Origin of the sequence: Methanoregula sp. PtaB.Bin085, from assembly GCF_002067035.1 — an archaeon.
In the GTDB taxonomy this organism is placed as follows: Archaea; Halobacteriota; Methanomicrobia; order Methanomicrobiales; family Methanospirillaceae; genus Methanoregula.
In genome coordinates this window covers 1-17,274 of record NZ_MVQB01000041.1, presented here as the reverse complement: position 1 = coordinate 17,274, position 17,274 = coordinate 1, and the positions used below count along the sequence as shown (strand labels likewise).

The following is a 17,274-nucleotide window of genomic DNA, read 5'->3' as shown; positions in this document are numbered from 1 at the left end:
TGTTATGGAAAAACTGAATGTCAGTCTGGAATTCCAGGATTTCCCCCCGGAGCATACCTGCAACGGAGGAAACCTCTCTCCTGCCATTACCATCGAGGGAATCGATGAATCATCTTCCCTTGCCATCATGGTCTTCAACCCGTCGGTGAGGGAGGTTCTCTCCTACTGTGCATGGCTTGTCTGGGACATGCCTGCAGCAAGGACCATCCCCGCTGGCATCCCGGAAGGAAAGAAGATTGCCGATCCAATCTCCGCGATACAGGGTCTGAACGATGCCGGTGTTATCGGCTGGACCGGCCCCAGTCCCGGGCCCGGCGAGACGCACCGCTACCTCTTCCGGGTCTACGGCCTCGACGATTTCCTCCAGATCCCCGGTGGCTCCGGCAAGACAGCGCTCCTCTCAGCCCTGCAGGGCCATATCCTCCAGTACGGGGAGACCGAGGCCTATGCCTCGGGAGCCCCCCTTCCTGCTCAGGCCGTCCCGCCAAAGAACCGCTGATTCCCCCGGATTCTGCAACGTGTGCAGGGTTCGGCAGGATTATAGGATCATGAACGAGACGTTGAGATGAATGAGTCCCCTCCAGGATCACCGTCGGGTGCCTGAACCCGGCATGTTCTCATCCATCAGGGCACAGATTGGCAGGCAGGAAGGACTGCTCTCGCCCTGTGCCACGATCAGTGCCGATGCGCTCCGCCGGCACAACCGCGTCAGGGACGATATCCGCACGCCGTATTCGCGGGATGCAGACCGGATCATTCATACACGCGCGTATTCCCGGTACATCGACAAGACCCAGGTCTTCTACCTGATCGAGAACGACCACATCACCCACCGGGTCATCCATGTCCAGCTGGTATCGCGGATCGCCCGCACGATCGGCAGGTCCCTCCGGCTCAACGAGGACCTCATCGAGGCAATCGCCCTCGGCCATGACATCGGGCATATCCCCTACGGCCATTTCGGTGAGAAGTGCCTCTCGCGGCTCTGTGAGCAGTACGGGATCGGGAAGTTCTTCCATAACGTCCAGAGCGTGCATTTCCTCGACAGGATTGAAGACTGCGACCTCACCCTCCAGGTGCTGGACGGGATCCTCTGCCATAACGGCGAGGCAGAGGATGTCAGGATCCGTCCGGAGCCCTGTCCCGGCTGGCTTGCATTCGATAAGAAGGTACAGGATGCTTCCGGGGGCACCCGCCCCATCCGGCCGGCAACGATCGAGGGCTGCGTTGTCAAGTTCGCCGACACAATCGCGTACATCGGCAGGGACCTGCAGGACGCCCGGGAGATCGGCCTGATCGATGAGCACACGCCGCTGCCTGAGGAGGCGACAACCGTCCTTGGCTCCTCCAACAGCGAGATCATCAACACGCTCATCTACGATCTCCTCGAGAACAGCGACACCGCCGGCGATAACTTCATCTCCTACAGCAGGGAGACCGAGAACGCCCTCATTGCCCTGCGCCGGTTCTCCCGCAGGCAGATCTATGACAACGAGCGGTTGACATCCGAGCGGGAGAAGATCGAGCGGATGTATGCCACCCTCTTTGCCACCTGCCTCGATGACCTTGAGCAGGAGCGGACGTCGGCACGTATCTATACCGATTTCCTCAGGACCGGCTGGATCAGCAGCAGGTACCTGGATACTGCGACTCCGGCAGAGCTGGTCCGTGACTATATTGCCGGGATGACCGACCGGTACTTCGGGCGGCGGTTCAGAGAATGTGTTATCCCGCGCCGGGTGGACCAGCGGTTCGGGTAATCATTCATTGCAGCCTGCGCCGCACATTCACCTTCAGTCGAACTTCCCTTTGGGGCGGTGCCAGCCGGTGAAACCGCAGTAGATGCATCCCGCACCATCGCAGTGCGGGCACTTTTTCTTCGGGGATTCGACAAGGACGCTCCCGGTTCCCCGGCAATAGGAACAGCCGAGACCTTCGCAGCCGGCACAGATGGCAGGTTCGTAGAGCTTTTCCTGTTCTGCCATGATGAAACAGCCAAATCCTCCTTCACGGGCACCAAGCCTTACCGATGATTATCCGTCATCCTCGTCAAGGTACCCGTCAAGGGCTCCCAGCAGCTCGGCAGCAGACTGGTAGCGGCGTTCCGGGTCCTTCTCAAGGCATTTCAGGATGATCTTCTGGACGGCCTCGGCATCGGGGTTGTACTCCGAGGGCGGGGTCGGGTCGTCGCGCAGGATTGAATTCCCGACCTCGACGATACTCTCGCCGCCGAACGGGATCGATCCGGTCACCAGCTCGTAGAAGACCACGCCCAGCTGGTAGATATCCGTGCGTTCGCCGGTCCTGCCAAACTCCGTCGGGGAAACCTGCTCGGGCGCCGCGTACGAGAGCGAGAACCCGGCAATGCTCGACTTCTTTACGTCTGCGGCAAGCACCTTGCTCATTCCCCAGTCCGTGATCTTGGGCACCACGTCGTCCGTCAGAAGGATATTGTGGGGCTTGATGTCGCGGTGGATGAACCCGTGCTCGTGGGCGTACTGGAGACCGGCGGTCACTCCCCGGATGATATGCACCGCTTTCCAGACCGGCAGCGGTTTTTCCATGGCCTCCAGCGAACCGGGCACGAACTCCATCTCGACGTAGGGGACGGGAAGGATATTGACTGCCGTCACTTCGACAATATTGTCATGGCGCAGGGTCTCCCATGCCGCGATCTCGTTCAGGAAACACTTTCCGGTCGTCTCATCGAAACTGATGGGGATCTTGACGGCAACTTTCACGCCGTTATCCTTTCTCCTTGCTGAGAAGACCCAGGCAATGCCGCCCCTTCCCACGTAGGTGATATCGGTATACTTGCTCTCAAGCTCCCGCGGGAAATAGTTCTTCTGCTCAGGAGCGGGAACGATCGGGGGGGATTCAAGAGCCTCAGGGTGGGCGGTCCGGGGCACCGCGGTTGCCGGTGCGGGGGATCGCGAACGGTCGGCAACCACGGTCCGGAGGACCTCCGCCGCCCTGGCGGTGAGCGGGATGGTTGCTGCAGCGCCAGCCCGTGCAACCTCTGTCGTGGTCTTCGTGATGCCAATCAGGGCGGTTTTCAGTCCGTCGGTAACCCGCTGTGCAAGAGGAGCAGGCATGGCCACGGTATCCTGGGAGGATATGCCGTCCGTTCCTGCGGCCTGGTTAAGATTATCCGGTTCTGCGGCAGATTCGGGCGGTACGGAGGGTGCGGGGGGTGCGGGTTCTTCTGCCGGGGGTGTTCCGCTGCCGGTTTTCCTCCGGCGCATCAGGTACAGACCTGAAACGATCGCGATGCCAAGGATAATCACTGATCCCCACAGGATAACCGGGCCGGTGAGGGAAAAGCCGCGGACAAGGGGCTGCCGGGGAGTTTGCGGCAGGGGGGTTGTCACCGCGGCTGCAGGCGATGTCTGGGCGGATTCCGTTGTCCCGGGGAACACGGGGTTTGTCACAGCCGATGGCGGGACAACGGATACACTGGTATAGTAATCCGTGGGATCCATGAGAGGATACGCATCGATGATGTTCTGGCTGGATTCGAGGATAGCCTTGGGATTGCCCCCGAGCGTGATCGTGTAGGGTGTGTCACCGATACCGTCACTGTTCCGGTCCTTCCCCCGGTAATCGCTCCAGTAGTTGCCCATCCGGCTCTGCTGCCGGTGGCCGAGGTAGGTATAGGAAAACGTATCCTGGGACACCCACCGCGAGGTGGCGCTCTTCGAGATCACGTTCTGGTTGTTGATGAAGTTGTTCCGGCTGATCCTGTTTGACAGCGAATACTCATCGAGGGTGATCCCGATGGTATTCTTCGATACGCTGTTGTATTCGATGTCATTGGAATTCGACGATTCAAGGGCAATCCCCGCCCGTCCGTTCTGGGTAATATTGTTGCCGGTAACAAGGCTCCCTTTCGAGGAGTCGAGGAGGATTCCCTGGCTGAAATCCCGGATCGTATTCTTCCGCAGGATATTGTCACTGGATCCGGCACGGATACCGGCGAAGAGCGACCCGTTCTGGATGACAAAGTGCTCGACGGTACAGTTATCCACCCGGATATCCACGCCGTTGCCTTTCCGGGCGGCATCGATGACCGGGAGCCCGCGGCCGCTGTCGATACCGACAAGGGCGATCTTTTTGTTCAGGGTTATGGTCTCGAAGTAGGTCCCGCTCTCGACAAATATGACATCCCCGGCCGAGGCCCACTCGACCGCTTCCTGGATGGAGACAAATTCAGCTCCCGACGGGGCAACGATGTGCTCTGCGGCAGCAGCCGGCAGGCAGCATACGCTCATAAGAAGCAGCGCCGCGAGAGTCAGCATGCTGATAAAACGGGAGTGCAGTATCATGAGCCGGTTCTTTGGGGATCCTGTTGTCCCCGCGTCCAATGTTTAAAAATAAGGTTCGCTGTACAAGGAATATAAAATATCTCAATGATCCTTTGGAAGGATCACGAGGAACCGGACCCCGGTGACCCCTTTTGCCAGTTCCACGAGGTCGCCATCGTGGAGCAGCGTCCGGATACCCTTCTCGAGGCGCCTGTTGTTCAGCTGGGTGCCTCCCGTGCTGCCGCAATCCTCGATATACCAGGCGTCCTTGTCCCTGACGATCCTGCCATGGGGCCTGGAGACGCGGGTGACTGCCGAGTAGCTCTCGGAGAGTACCACGTCCTCGCCGTCCCGGTATGCCGCACGGTTCGCCGGGTCGACCCTGCCAATACTGACCGTGTCGGTCTTCAGGAGGAAAACCCTGGCATCGTCCGATCCGCCAAGGATGATGACCGCGGGAACGTCACCGAGAACCTCCCGGTTGAGCGTGCTCTTGACCTCATCGAGCCTTTTGGCGATCTCGCTTCCCATTACCTGAACCTTGGTGTTGGAAAAGAGCCCGAGGTTGCGGATAATTGCTTCAAGCCCCCCGGGCACGAGCGAATATTCCCAGACCGGGTGGATCCCTTTTGACGTGGGGGCCCCGAGGCCGGCCTCTTTCTTGATAACGCCGATGCTCAGGAGCTTGTCGAGATGTTTCTTGGTATTTTCATAACTGGTCTCGATCTCGCGCGATATCGAACGTGCATCGCGCGGTTTCTTCTCAAGGAACTTCAGGATCCTGAGCCGGGCGCTGCTTGAAAGGACATCGAGGTATTCCGAGAGTTCCTCAAGCGAGTCCGACTCTTCATGGATGATCAGGGTAGGGGATTTGTCTGCAGGGTCCGCCATTACGCTCCACCAGCATGTGCTCGTAGCATTGGTACTTGTTTTCGCACCACAAGATAATGTCGTTACGGTTTAAATTCTCTCCCCGTTTGCATCCCGCAGGTTCCAGCATTTAACTCCTGAGTTACACCCTCCAACCACGGTTATTCGGGGAATTTATCTGCTCTCCCAATGACTCTGGTACCAGGTGATACACGATTCTGTTTCGGCGTGTCACCGACCCACGCAAATTTCCTCACAGGAGCGTCTGATGGATCTGGGAAAAATCATGACCGGGATCGCGCTCGTCACACTCCCGGCCGGCATGCCTGCATCGCCGTCCGGAGCAGCCGGGGCCGAGCACTCCTGCACGGTTGGGTGCCGGAGCGTATCTTCCCCGCAGGGTGCCACGGTGACCCCATACTCACCTCTGGCGCGGGATACCCCCGCCGCATACCTGGCACCGGTCCTGAGCAGTCACGATCATGAAAGCACCATGACACCACCTGCCCGGTCCTCACCTGCCTCCCATGGAAAAGAGCCACGCACCCGTATGAACGATGACCACTCCATGCACATCCCCGGTATCTCCTCACACAGGAATGTGAACAACAACACGATATGGCCCGGCGCCGCTCTCATCCACAGGCGGTATTGGACCGGACCAGCTCTCACTCCAGAGTACAGGGAGCTGCAATCCTCCCTGTAATCATACATACAAGCCAATACTTTTTTCCCGAAAGGTTCATCAGAACCTTGAAGGGGATAAGAACCCACCGGCGTTCTTCGACACCTGACAACCCGGATAACCAAAATCCTGGGAAGGATACCACTGGTTGTCACCAGTCCTGATGCTGAAAACGACCATCTGGTCTTTGACAGGACGGATCAGAATTTCTGCTGCGGGTTAAATAGTCTGAAAAAACCATGATACTGTCGTGGCAGAACCATCATACGGTTATTGATCTGCAGGTATCAGTTCTCCATGAAAAGGTCCCCGCCCGGTGTGCCATCAGGAACGGGAAAAAGGGCTGCCGGGTTTTCGAAGGAAGCCCCTGAAAAAAGGGATCAGGACTTCTTCATACCGGAAAGAAGCATGCAGGCTGTGATGATCCCGATGGCCATGAAAACCGTATGGACGCCCGCGGGGGATTCGGGTGTCGGGGTTGCGGTATCTTTCGGGAGTGCTGTCGGGAGTGTTATGGTTTTCGTTGTCACCGGCACCGTGGTCTCTGTTGTGACAACCGCGGCAGTCTCAACAGGTGTCGGTGCCGGGCCGGGCACGGTGAGCCGGACATTATCGATATACCCGCGGGCATACGTGTACATCTGCCCGTAATCGCCTTTGGAGCCAAGGAAGATACGGGTCATCCCACGGAATTTTTCCACCGTTTTCAGGTAGTATACCCAGACCTCCTTCCCGCTCGCCTTGTCACTGACCCGCATGGTCGCCGTGGTGATATCGTCATCGTACTCAAGGACCACGTGGTAAGTCTTGTTCAGCTCGTACCGGACCGTGGGGCCCTTGTACGCGATATTACCGCTCGTCTCGTAATCTTCGTTCTTGCTGTTCACCACCATCTGCTTGCTTGCCACCGTGACCAGGTGCAGCGACATGATCTTACCGTGCTTACCGTTCGAGAACATGGTGATGACGTTGGGACCCTTGTTGAAGTCCATCTCACTGCTGGTGAGGCCGAACCGGAACGTTGCGCCGTCGTCGACCCGGTCAAACGTCACATCGTACTCGAAGGTAAAGGAGCCGTCAGTCCGGGGGATCTCCTTCCACGCGTAATTCTGGGTGCTCGGTTCGATCGAGAAATGGTACCGTCCGGTTGCCGGGTCCCAGTAATCGGAGGAGGGGCTGTTCGTCTCCCAGCGGGGATCCGAAGAGAAGGGGGTCTGGTAGATGACTTTCGTATTCTGGGAGATGTCAGTCTCGGCAAGGACAGGGATGACGACCGCAGCCAGGAATACGGCTGCAAGGAGATGAATACACGCGGTTCGAAGCGACATGGGTTATTACTCCGGTTGATAACCCGGTCTCCCGCATGGATCCGGTGGCGGGCTGCCTGAGCCAGGAACAGGATGTCAGTACGGGACGACCGGGTGTCGTATACGTACATGGATCGGCCCGGTTTAAAAACATGGAACTGTTCCCATGATATCCCCTTTGTCCTGCGGCAACGGCCGCCACCCGTTGGGGGATAAGCACTTTATTTATGTGAAAATCACGTAGTATTAGAGAACACACGAACAGTGCGCGATAATAGTCTAGCGGTAGGACAGGAGCTTCCCAAGCTTCTAACCCGGGTTCGATCCCCGGTTATCGCATCACGGCCTGTCTATGGATGCTGAACCTGAACGCTCGGCAATACGGATCATCGCGGAGAACCGGCGCGGAGTCCTGCGGGACATTGCAGCCGTTGTTGCCGATCACGAGGGTAATATCGTTCTGATCAACCAGGAGCTGTTCGATACCGGGCCGTATGCCGGGATGGCAGAACTCTATTTTGAGTATGACTGCGGTCCTGCTGACGACCACGACCAGCTGCTGGAGGACCTGAACAACATCCCGTCGGTAAAGGATGTGAAAGCCTACCGGCCCTTCGGCCATATCTTCGGCTCGCGGGTGATCATCATCGGGGGAGGTGCGCAGGTCGCGCAGGTGGCAGTGGGAGCCGTCAACGAGGCAGACCGCCACAACATCCGCGGGGAGCGGATCTCGGTGGATACCATCCCGCTCGTGGGCGAGCAGAACCTCGCCCTCGCGGTGGACGCGGTCACCCGCCTTCCCCGGGCATCCATCCTTGTCCTTGCCGGTTCGCTGATGGGCGGCAACATCTCGAAAGCGGTCGATCGTGTGCGGGAGGCAGGGATCCCGGTCATCGCCCTTAAAATGGCGGGAACCGTCCCCGAACATGCCGACCTTGTCGTGACCGACCCTGTACAGGCAGGGGTGTTTGCCGTGATGCATATCAGCTCGAAAGCAGTCTTTGATATCAACCGGGTCCGCGGGCGTGAGTTCTAGGATGGACCGGCTCGAAAAGGCCGTTGCCGTCCTCTCGCATGACGGCCTCGTTGTCTATCCGACAGAAACCGTATACGGGCTTGGCGCCGACGCTCTCTCCGATGAGGCGATCGCACACGTGTACGAGGCCAAGAAACGGCCGCTTGCCATGCCGGTCTCGATCGCTGTTGCTGACTTCGAGATGCTCCATGCCGTTGCCCGCGTTGAACCGGCGCAGGAGCCGTTCCTTGCTGCGTTCCTGCCGGGGCCGGTCACGGTGGTGCTCCCGGCCCGAAGGATGATCCCTGCGATACTGACCGGCGGGACCGGCCTCATTGGGATCCGGATGCCGGCGCATGACCTGGCCCGTGAACTGATAGTGAGGTTCGACGGGCCGATAACGGCAACCAGCGCCAACCTTCACGGGGCAAAAGATCCGGTCATCCCTTCCGAATGTACCGTCCCGTACGAGTTCCTCATTGATGGCGGCAGGCTGGCCGGTATCCCGAGCACGGTTGTCGACCTGGCGGATAAGAAGGTCATCCGGGCCGGTGCGGATATCGACCGGGTGGCCAGGTTCCTCCTGGACATGTGAGGATTTTTCATGATGCCGGTTCGCCTTCGGGATTTTATCGAGGACAGGGACGGATGGCTCTATGCCGTCTCCACGTACGACAATGCCGGGCCGGTTGGCTGCGTGCTCCGGTACGTGCCGGATGAAAAGGGTGCAAGGATCCATGCTTCAGGGCAGCGGTACACCAAGTACGATTTCGAGGAGGCATATGATCTCGTGCAGCGGAAGAAGCCGCACTATGCCGGCCTTATCCACCGCGTACCCCGCGACGATATTGTCCGGGTACTCAAACCCGACCTGGAGATCGGCCGCATAGCGCGGGACCATCCCCGGGTGAAGAAGCTTCTCGGCATCTTCCGGCTGCCCGAAGGCACGGTCGGCTGCACCGGCTCCCTCCTCTGCGGCCTGGCCGACGAGAGTTCGGACATCGATATGGTCGTGTACGGGAAGCACTGGTTCACCGCCCAGAATCTTGTGGAGCGGGGCATCAGAGAGGGGAAGATCGAGGGGCTGTCGCGGGACATGTGGCGCAGGGTGTACGACAAGCGCAAACCCGAGATCCCGTACGACCAGTTCGTTCTCCACGAGCAGCGGAAATGGAACCGGGGCCAGATCGACGGGACGTATTTCGACATCCTCTACACCCGCTCCTACGATGAGATCGAATCAGCACCCTCTGGCAGGGGGATCGTCCTTGGGAAGGCAACAATCGAGGCACGGGTAAACGACGCCTCGCTTGCGTTCGACAACCCTGCGCTCTACGGGATCGACCATGAATCCGTATCGCGGGTGCTCTCGTTCACCCACACCTACAGCGGACAGGCTCTCGCGGGAGAGATCATCGAGGCCTGCGGTGTCCTGGAGCAGCATGGCAGCGAACGCTGGCTCATCGTCGGCACAACAAGGGAAGCCCGCGGCGAGTATATCGTGTCGAAGACGCTGCTCGGGCAGTAACGGCTTTTTCTGAGGGAGAGGCAGTGTGTCATCCCTGAAAATTCAAAAAATCGGCTGTGGTGAGATCTTTTCCCTAATGCGTGAAGGAGAATTGCGACGGTGCCCCCCTCACTTTTCCAAGAATAATCCGCATTCTTCCTGACCTCCCTGCGTTCGGTCCCCCGAGGCGGAGGCAGCCAGGGGGGCAAGCCCCCTTGACCCCCTGGTAGGATCTTCTTTTTCATGCCGATATACGGCCATGCTCCACGGGGCGAGGGTCGACAGCCCCCGGGCACCCGTGGCTCCGTCACTACTCAATACTATCGTGATCAGGTTTTCAACAGAGCGAAAAAATCAGTTGATTGCTGCCCCGCTCATCACGGCGCTCTCCGGAACATCGAATGTCTTACCCGTCCCCTCGATACGGTACTGGCCCTCTGCCTTTACGTCATAGGGATTTCCGGTGGTCGAAAAGGGGACGATGAATTCCCCGTTGACGCTCTGCTGGCGGTAGGTGAAGTGGCGGCCGGTATTGGCCACCATCGGCACGCTGATGATACCCTCGCCTTTGATATGCGCACCCTTCACGTACTCGAAGACCTTGACTGTCCGCACATCTGCTGCGGCAGGGTTATTGACAATCGTCGGGGACTCGTGAACCAGCCGGTAATGGCGCAGGGCGGGGACGGTCTCGACCGGGCTGGTCAGGTCGCGGTTGAAGATACCGGCATGCCTGCCGGCCGTTGCATTGGCATTATATACTGCAGCTTTTTCTGCTGCTTCAGTATAGTTGAGCAGACTGCCACTCGTGATTGCCGGTATGCCGAACCGTGCAGCCGCGGATTCATCATATTCGATGTAGTACACCTTCTGCGGGTCTGTCATCGACCCGTCAAAATTGTGCAGCCGCGAGACCATGGTCAGGTAATACGCCTGGCGGAGGAACGTGGCAGGTTCGTAGCGGCCCGGGTTCTGCCGGCTTGGGATAAGGAACATCCCGATGAACGGCGCCCTCCCTGCAGAACTGTTGTACCAGGTCGCCATGGCGTGGAACTTGCCGGTCACGATATCATCCATCGCATAATCGGTAACGACATACCGCGTTCCGACAGCATCGAGGATTCGGTTGGCGGCCTCCTCGTCGTTAGCCACGAAATAGGCGGCAGACCCGTTGGGCCCCGCCACGCCCTGCTGGAACGGGTTTGCATTGGGGATCCTCTTCGCGATGTACGTGATAACGTGGCCGTAATCCCACCATGACATGACACCGTACGACTGCGCCGGATACCGGAAGGTTTTCTGGTCATGGATCGCGAGATAGCCGACTCCGGGGTCCGGCGTGTTGTTGCCCATCCAGAGCAGCGACTCTTTCCAGTCGCCATCCATCTGGGGACCGAATGCGGACATGAAGGAATAGGACATCGATACTGACGTATACACGAACAGCAGGGAGAGCCCGATGACAAGAACACCGGGAGCGATGTGCCAGTATGCTGCCAGGTCCGAAGAACCGGATTTCTTCCGGACCTGTTTCTGCTTTTTCTTCCGGGATGCAGTTCCGGTTTCGTGACCATCTGTTCCTTCTGCATCACGGTCAGGGGACGTGCCCCGTGCCAGAACGGGAATATCCCGCCAGACAAGGTCGATGACAAAGGAGACGCAGATCGCCGCAAGCAGTGCGATGCAGATTGCAAGATAATATTCGTACCGGATATGCTGCCATGTAGAGACGAGCATGACGAGTGCCCAGGTAAGGGCAAAAATATGGTGGGGGTGTTCCTCGCGGATGTTGCGGTACAGGATAACAAGGATCCCGCCACCCATCAGGAGGAGGCCGTAGTTGAAGGAGTACCATGCACGTTCAGCCGACCATCCCATGGCCTCCAGCACCGTCTCCGTGATTGCCTGCTGCCCGAAGAAGGCGTACAGCCCGTAGACAAACAGGGTGAAGAGCGGCTGGCTGACAACAAAGAGTGCCACTGCCGACGCAAGCCCGATGCCCGCGATGGAGCCGGGATAGTAATACCAGGGTCTTCCCCGGAGAATTCGTGCGAGATACCAGAGCAGGATGGTCCCGCCTGTCAGCCCGGCATATGCGAAGATGTGGCCTGCAGAATAATTGGAAAGGTTGAAATCGGTGCTCTTGAACCCGAACGCGAGGAGGCCGATAGCGGCAACAACAAATGTCCCGCAGTTGAGAACGAGAAGATAATCACTGGACCGGTTGCGGTGGAAATCGATGACAAACTGGATGATGGTGAAGATCGCAACGATCATGGCAAACAGGATCATCGTCGGCATGACGAAGAGACCCAGGAGGTAGGCTGTGCCGCACGCGATCGCGAGGAATGCGGTCTGACGGTAACCTGCAGGATCCCTGAGGTCGATCTTCCGGTCCTTTTCAGACAGCAGGGTGTACCCGTAGAGCAGGCAGAAGATCGTCGAGAAGAGAACCTCCGCGATATGGTGGTCGATATACCCGTAGAACGAAACCGCGAGGAACTGTCCGGCGATTATTGCGGTAAATCCCGATGCAAGGACACCCGTCTTCCAGTCACCGAACACCCTGCCGGTGAAATACATGACAGCAACCGTGGCTGCAGCAAGGAAGGGCGGGACAAGGAGGGCTACCGAGACGATCCCGGGGCGGGTTGCAGCCCCGGTCAGCATACAGATTGTCGCGATAATGGTCGGAAACAGGGGTCCCCAGTAGATCTGCGCTCCCGTCGGATACAGCGTCATCGGCTCGAACCATGCGTACCCGGGGAACTGTGCAAGCATGACCTCAACCTGCCGCAGGTTGTACATCGGGTCGTCCATGGCAGGCATGTCGAGAATATCGGCAGATCCCAGATTGGCCATGGGGAGAAGCCGGATCCAGAGGGCAAAGAGCGCAAAAACCACGACAAGCGCAGCAATACCGTATTTCCTGTAATTCATCCATTCACTCTGCGGCATGATTCCTCCCGAACCGGATAAAAGAACACCGGAAACATATCGTATGAACTGCCGGAAAAAAATTGGTCTGTACCTACATAAAGCCGCTGACCCTGCCGGTCCGGGACCGGTCACGACCGCCAGTCGTTCTGACTCCCGGTGACCGCTCCGGAGGAATATCCAGGATCATGAAACCAGGCGCGGGGTTCCGGGAGGCCGGAGCCGCGATATGACCCGGCTGGCCGGCCGGTACCAGACCTCGACGGTATCCTCGTACTGGTCCGGGAGGTACTCGTGCAGGGGGATGAATCCCAGTTTTTCCAGGATATGCTGCATGATCGGCCGGGGCATGACAACCCGGACATCGTACCCCCTGTCCAGCCAGCTGCGGATCAGGGCCTGCGTGTTCCCGTTGTCGCGGCAGCGGGAGATGATATAATGAAGGTAGAGCCTGCTGCCGGTCTTCAGCTCGAGCCAGCCGGAGAATAAGTTTGCAGAAAAACCCAGTGCGTCTCCCTCAGCTGTCCCGGTTTCGATACGCTGTGTGGTCATGGTTCTTCACGTCCGTATACTGCAATCAGGATGGTTGCAAAATTCCCTTTTTAAACAACGGGAGGACGCGGAGTGAAAGTGCAGGAAGGGAACGATTCATGGGGATGCGGGGGGTCGGATTTATTTTTTTACCAGCGGTCCGGCAAAGCAGAAAAACCACATCCATCACCGTAAAACCAGGTATTTTCCCGTTCGGAGACGGACGGATCCGGACAGAAAATTAAATCCGACCCCTGCGGGAAGGCACTGCAGGATCCGAGAATTATTGGAGTTTTTACGGGGAGAGAATCCGGAAAAATCCGTAAAAGTGTTATGGGGGGGGTCGAATTTAATTAATTCCGGAACCCGGGTCAGGCAGGATCGGTCCCGGGTACGACACCTCCCGTTCGCCCGGTATTTGCTGGTCGGAAATCCATGCTCCGGCATGGCACCAAAGAATCCGATCAGGACAACGCTGATCGCCCCGTGCGGCATGCACTGCGCATTCTGTTCTGCTTTTCTGCGGGAGAAGAACCGGTGCGGGGCTGCTCTGATGCACACTGCAGCTGCCGCAGGAACTGTGCGATTGCAGCCTGTGAACACCTGAAGGGAAAATATTCCCATGACTGCAGGAGGTTCCCGTACCGGCGGCTGAAGCAGCCCGACAGGCGGTACCGCACGAAGTACCGTATGAGCATGCTCGACAACCTTGCCGCAATCAGAAAAGACGGCATCCGTGCATTCGTGAAGCACGAGAGGGAGCGCTGGACCTGCAGGGAATGCTCCGGCACGATCGATGTCCATCATTACCGGTGTTCAGGATGCGGCAGGGTGCCGGAATAACGATCCCGGTCCTGCTGCATCGCGCCCTGAAGGAAGGATAAAAAAAAGGTACAGCCTGACGGTTATCGCCGCATCTTGCCAAGCAGCCGCAGGATCTCCAGATAGAGCCAGACAAGGGTTACGAGCAGGGCAAACGCACCATACCACTCAAGGTATCGCGGCGCACCGTGCTCAACGCCCTTCTCGATGTAATCGAAGTCAAGGATCAGGTTGAGGGACGCGATCACGATGACAACGAGAGAGAAGCCGATACCGAAGATCCCGCTCTCGTGGACGAATCCGACCGGCCTGCCAAAGAACCCGAGCACGATGTCCGCAATATACAGGAGCGCGATGGCACCCGTTGCCGCGATCACAACAAGCCGGAACTTCTCCGTGACCTGGATCAGGCGCGTCGAGAAGACGATCAGGAGCAGGAAGAATACCCCGAACGTGAGGGCAACAGCCTGGACAACGATACCCGGATACAGGGCGTCCATGTACCCGGAGATCCCTCCGAGGATGATGCCCTCAAAGAGGGCGTATACCGGCGCAGTATACGGTGACCACTGCTGCCGGAAGATCGTCACGAGCGCTACGATCAGGCCGCCGATCATGGCGGGGATGATGATCGGGAACACGATGGAATAACTGTTCCAGACGAGTGCAGCGGTGACCAGCACGATACAAAGGAGGACCAGGGTCTTGTTGATCGTGCCCTGGACGGTCATCAGGTCTTCGGTGCCGTTGAGGAGGGAGCGGTAGAATATCTCGTCCCGGAGTGCCGGATTGGAAGAACGTTCCATGGTGTACCTCGAAGAACTATAGTGCGCCCGCTGCCTGGCGGCGTGTCCACAGGCCGGTCGCAGGATTCGTAATAGTACTTTTTTTTATGCAGGGATCATTTATGATTTGCGTTCAATCCGAAAAACAGCCGGGGAATCTCGAAGGAAATCCGGCACGGTTGGGGCAGGAGTGATATCATAACAGGTCCGAGAGCCGGCGCCCGCGGGTACTCTCGCACTTCTCCATGTGCCTGCAGCGGACGCAGGGAGCGTTCAGCGGGTGTTTCGGTACCTCCCCGTCCCGCATGAACCGGATCTTGTACAGGGTCGTGATCAGCTGGCGCAGGTCGCGGGGCTGGACGGTATGGTAGCGCGACACCCCGTCGGGGATGTACTCCACGTGCCCGCCCTGAACGGGTTCACCGGTCATCTCCCCGAGGCAGAGGGCAATGGCCGCTACCCGCAGCCGGTCGGCCGCAAAGGTACCGATCGGCATGGCACGTGCAGAGCGGACAATAGAAAAAGAACCATCGGGGAGGACCCGGTCGATCATCCCGGTCAGCCCCTGCTTCTCCGATCGCACCATCACGTCGGTCTCCTCTGCCGGCTGCCATGTCCCCTTGTTGCAGGCCGCAATACAGATATCGAGAAACTCGCGCAGGGAAGGATCGATCTTCGGCCGGACAACGAGCACTTCGGCCCAGATCACCTCGGCATCGAGCGGGTCGCCAAGATGGTAGGAGATCTGCTTGCAGACCGCGTACCGGTCTGACTCGGCAAACGGTTCATTGCGTTCGTAGTAATACCGCACCGGGCAGGTATGGACCCGGACGAGGTCCGAGACAGTATAGAATTTCGGAGGCTCCGGCATGGGTATTTCCTGTAACTATCCTTGGGGGAGCGCCTAAATTATACTTGCGGAATTCCTCCTGCCGCACGGGGGAACATCAAACATTTTCTACCCCGGCATCCTACAGGATCAGCATGACTGCCCAGGAAATATCGGTCAATATTCCCCCTGCCCTCGATCCCGTGTACAGCAACATGATCCAGATCGCGTACAAGGACGATGAATTCACGTTCCTGTTCCTCCACCAGCTCCCGCAGGTGAACCAGGCCCGGGCAAAGGCCATTGTATCGATCACCCCCTCCCATGCCAAGAACCTCCTTGGTGTCCTGACCAAAACCGTAGCGGATTACGAGGCCAAGTTCGGGACCATTGCTTCAAAGGAGAATCCGGGAAAGGAGAACGTTACCGCGCTGAGCGGGTACTCGTAACCCTTCCGGCCGTACATTTTATTAGCGCATACACCGATATTGTGAGGTATCGCGCCGCCGTGGCTTAGCGGTATAGCGGCTGATTCGTAATCAGGTTTTTGGATTGGTTTTACGTCATAGACTTTCTGTATTGAAGAGTCTTGTTTAAACTGGATTATAAAACCTGTATCGGTCTTGTAAATATTAACCTCTTTGCCGATAAGTGATTCATCATAGCCCCAAGGGAATCTAATATACGGTGCGATGAATCCCTTTTTTGGATGGAGTTTCTTAAAAGTTGTATGACATATCGAATCCATGAGTATAAATCACAATCGGAGAGCTTATTTTTTTTATTAATAGTCGTGAGGATAGACGATGCAATAGTTAAATTCTAGCATCAAATCAGAATATTCAAAGTCTTATAACAGAAAACTACCGTAAGCGATAAATCATGTTTTGTAATAAATGTGGTAAACCGAATCCAGATGATAGTATTTTCTGCCAACATTGTGGGAAAAAAGTAGTAATTCAAAATAATCAGAATCAAAAAACTCAAACCATTCCATCTACACAATTAAATTACCACTGTCCATCCTGTGGAACAAGAATATCAAATTTAAAAGCCCGCTTTTGTCCTAAATGCCTTGTTCTCATAAATTGGGATTCAATCAAACCATTACCACCAGATCCCTTCTCAAAGACTGCTGGAATTATTATGGATTTTTATGGCTCAAATGGTCAAATTGAATTATACAAAGATAAACTTGTAATCAGACGTGAAGGTTTTTTAGCTGTTTTATCACATGGTTTTACAAAAGGTGATAAAACAATTTATCTAAATCAAATTACAGGAATTCAATTTCGACAAGCTGGCTTGATAGTCGGCTACATACAATTCACCTTACCCGGAGGAATCGAAAGTAAAAAGGGAGTTATTAATGCTGCTTATGATGAGAATACAGTGACCTTCGAACGTTCGCAAAATGAAGACGCAATACGGTTAAAAGAAAAAATCGAAGAACTAGTCCAAAAAATGAGGCTGAACACAGGTGGTGGTCAGGCAGCTAGTAATGCTGACGAGATAAGAAAATTCAAACAATTACTAGATGATGGAATTATTTCAAGGGATGATTTCGAAAGAAAGAAAAAAGAATTACTCGGATTATAACGAATTACGGCCCTGTTGAAATGCTCAAAGAACATTGAACACCCTTTGATTTTTCAGGAAACGATCAAGAGAAAAGATGATAC

The 17,274-nt window shown here is 56.6% G+C and carries 17 protein-coding genes and 1 tRNA gene; 10 read left to right on the top strand and 8 right to left on the bottom strand.

Annotation, left to right across the window (positions count from 1 at the left end; all coding sequences use genetic code 11):
* Positions 1 to 4 precede the first annotated feature (4 nt).
* Both A4E33_RS08575 and A4E33_RS08570 read left to right on the top strand, forming a co-directional pair.
* The gene (locus A4E33_RS08575) at positions 5 to 499 is read left to right on the top strand and encodes a YbhB/YbcL family Raf kinase inhibitor-like protein (protein ID WP_292347284.1); all 495 of its coding nucleotides are present in this window, start codon (positions 5 to 7) and stop codon (positions 497 to 499) included.
* A gap of 97 nt (positions 500 to 596) precedes the next feature.
* Entirely contained in the window at positions 597 to 1,760 is a 1,164-nt protein-coding gene (locus A4E33_RS08570; RefSeq protein WP_292347283.1) for a deoxyguanosinetriphosphate triphosphohydrolase family protein, read from the top strand.
* A 33-nt stretch (positions 1,761 to 1,793) separates the two neighbouring features.
* Here the strand turns inward: A4E33_RS08570 and A4E33_RS08565 are convergent, their stop codons facing one another.
* The 3 genes from A4E33_RS08565 to A4E33_RS08555 all read right to left on the bottom strand — a co-directional run bounded on the left by A4E33_RS08565 (position 1,794) and on the right by A4E33_RS08555 (position 5,195).
* Complete coding sequence (locus tag A4E33_RS08565) at positions 1,794 to 1,985, bottom strand: hypothetical protein (RefSeq protein WP_292347282.1); 192 nt, start codon at positions 1,983 to 1,985, stop codon at positions 1,794 to 1,796.
* Between the two features lie 48 nt (positions 1,986 to 2,033).
* Complete coding sequence (locus A4E33_RS08560; RefSeq protein WP_292347281.1) at positions 2,034 to 4,298, bottom strand: protein kinase; 2,265 nt, start codon at positions 4,296 to 4,298, stop codon at positions 2,034 to 2,036.
* A gap of 108 nt (positions 4,299 to 4,406) precedes the next feature.
* Positions 4,407 to 5,195 (bottom strand): FHA domain-containing protein, encoded by a 789-nt coding sequence (locus A4E33_RS08555; RefSeq protein ID WP_292347280.1) that lies wholly within the window; start codon positions 5,193 to 5,195, stop codon positions 4,407 to 4,409.
* 247 nt (positions 5,196 to 5,442) lie between these two features.
* Here A4E33_RS08555 and A4E33_RS08550 point away from each other — a divergent pair, with 247 nt between their 5' ends.
* Positions 5,443 to 5,880: a hypothetical protein gene (locus tag A4E33_RS08550; protein ID WP_292347279.1), complete on the top strand. Its 438-nt coding sequence runs from the start codon at positions 5,443 to 5,445 to the stop codon at positions 5,878 to 5,880.
* A gap of 359 nt (positions 5,881 to 6,239) precedes the next feature.
* Here the strand turns inward: A4E33_RS08550 and A4E33_RS08545 are convergent, their stop codons facing one another.
* The gene (locus A4E33_RS08545) at positions 6,240 to 7,187 is read right to left on the bottom strand and encodes a hypothetical protein (RefSeq protein WP_292347278.1); all 948 of its coding nucleotides are present in this window, start codon (positions 7,185 to 7,187) and stop codon (positions 6,240 to 6,242) included.
* 247 nt (positions 7,188 to 7,434) lie between these two features.
* Between A4E33_RS08545 and A4E33_RS08540 the strand changes: the two genes are divergently transcribed.
* The 4 genes from A4E33_RS08540 to A4E33_RS08525 all read left to right on the top strand — a co-directional run bounded on the left by A4E33_RS08540 (position 7,435) and on the right by A4E33_RS08525 (position 9,709).
* A tRNA-Gly gene (locus A4E33_RS08540) sits at positions 7,435 to 7,505 on the top strand.
* 13 nt (positions 7,506 to 7,518) lie between these two features.
* Entirely contained in the window at positions 7,519 to 8,202 is a 684-nt protein-coding gene (locus A4E33_RS08535) for a DUF5612 domain-containing protein (protein ID WP_292347277.1), read from the top strand.
* 1 nt (position 8,203) lies between these two features.
* Positions 8,204 to 8,776, top strand: coding sequence for an L-threonylcarbamoyladenylate synthase (locus A4E33_RS08530; protein WP_292347276.1), 573 nt, complete (start codon positions 8,204 to 8,206; stop codon positions 8,774 to 8,776).
* Between the two features lie 9 nt (positions 8,777 to 8,785).
* Positions 8,786 to 9,709, top strand: coding sequence for a nucleotidyltransferase domain-containing protein (locus A4E33_RS08525; RefSeq protein WP_292347275.1), 924 nt, complete (start codon positions 8,786 to 8,788; stop codon positions 9,707 to 9,709).
* 333 nt (positions 9,710 to 10,042) lie between these two features.
* Here the strand turns inward: A4E33_RS08525 and A4E33_RS08520 are convergent, their stop codons facing one another.
* Both A4E33_RS08520 and A4E33_RS08515 read right to left on the bottom strand, forming a co-directional pair.
* The gene (locus A4E33_RS08520) at positions 10,043 to 12,646 is read right to left on the bottom strand and encodes an oligosaccharyl transferase, archaeosortase A system-associated (protein ID WP_292347274.1); all 2,604 of its coding nucleotides are present in this window, start codon (positions 12,644 to 12,646) and stop codon (positions 10,043 to 10,045) included.
* Between the two features lie 165 nt (positions 12,647 to 12,811).
* Positions 12,812 to 13,177 (bottom strand): hypothetical protein, encoded by a 366-nt coding sequence (locus A4E33_RS08515; protein WP_292347273.1) that lies wholly within the window; start codon positions 13,175 to 13,177, stop codon positions 12,812 to 12,814.
* A 516-nt stretch (positions 13,178 to 13,693) separates the two neighbouring features.
* On the opposite strand from A4E33_RS08515, the gene A4E33_RS08510 reads away from it, so the two are divergent.
* Positions 13,694 to 13,999 (top strand): DUF3795 domain-containing protein, encoded by a 306-nt coding sequence (locus A4E33_RS08510; protein WP_292347272.1) that lies wholly within the window; start codon positions 13,694 to 13,696, stop codon positions 13,997 to 13,999.
* A 62-nt stretch (positions 14,000 to 14,061) separates the two neighbouring features.
* Here A4E33_RS08510 and A4E33_RS08505 read toward each other — a convergent pair whose 3' ends face one another.
* Together A4E33_RS08505 and A4E33_RS08500 are read right to left on the bottom strand one after the other, a co-directional pair.
* Entirely contained in the window at positions 14,062 to 14,784 is a 723-nt protein-coding gene (locus tag A4E33_RS08505; RefSeq protein WP_292347271.1) for a Bax inhibitor-1/YccA family protein, read from the bottom strand.
* 175 nt (positions 14,785 to 14,959) lie between these two features.
* Entirely contained in the window at positions 14,960 to 15,634 is a 675-nt protein-coding gene (locus tag A4E33_RS08500; RefSeq protein WP_292347270.1) for a recombinase RecB, read from the bottom strand.
* Positions 15,635 to 15,747: 113 nt separating this feature from the next.
* Here A4E33_RS08500 and A4E33_RS08495 point away from each other — a divergent pair, with 113 nt between their 5' ends.
* Both A4E33_RS08495 and A4E33_RS08490 read left to right on the top strand, forming a co-directional pair.
* Positions 15,748 to 16,041 (top strand): DUF3467 domain-containing protein, encoded by a 294-nt coding sequence (locus tag A4E33_RS08495; protein ID WP_292347269.1) that lies wholly within the window; start codon positions 15,748 to 15,750, stop codon positions 16,039 to 16,041.
* A 433-nt stretch (positions 16,042 to 16,474) separates the two neighbouring features.
* A complete protein-coding gene (locus A4E33_RS08490; RefSeq protein ID WP_292347268.1) occupies positions 16,475 to 17,191 on the top strand; it encodes a DUF4429 domain-containing protein in 717 nt (238 codons plus the stop codon).
* Positions 17,192 to 17,274 lie beyond the last annotated feature (83 nt).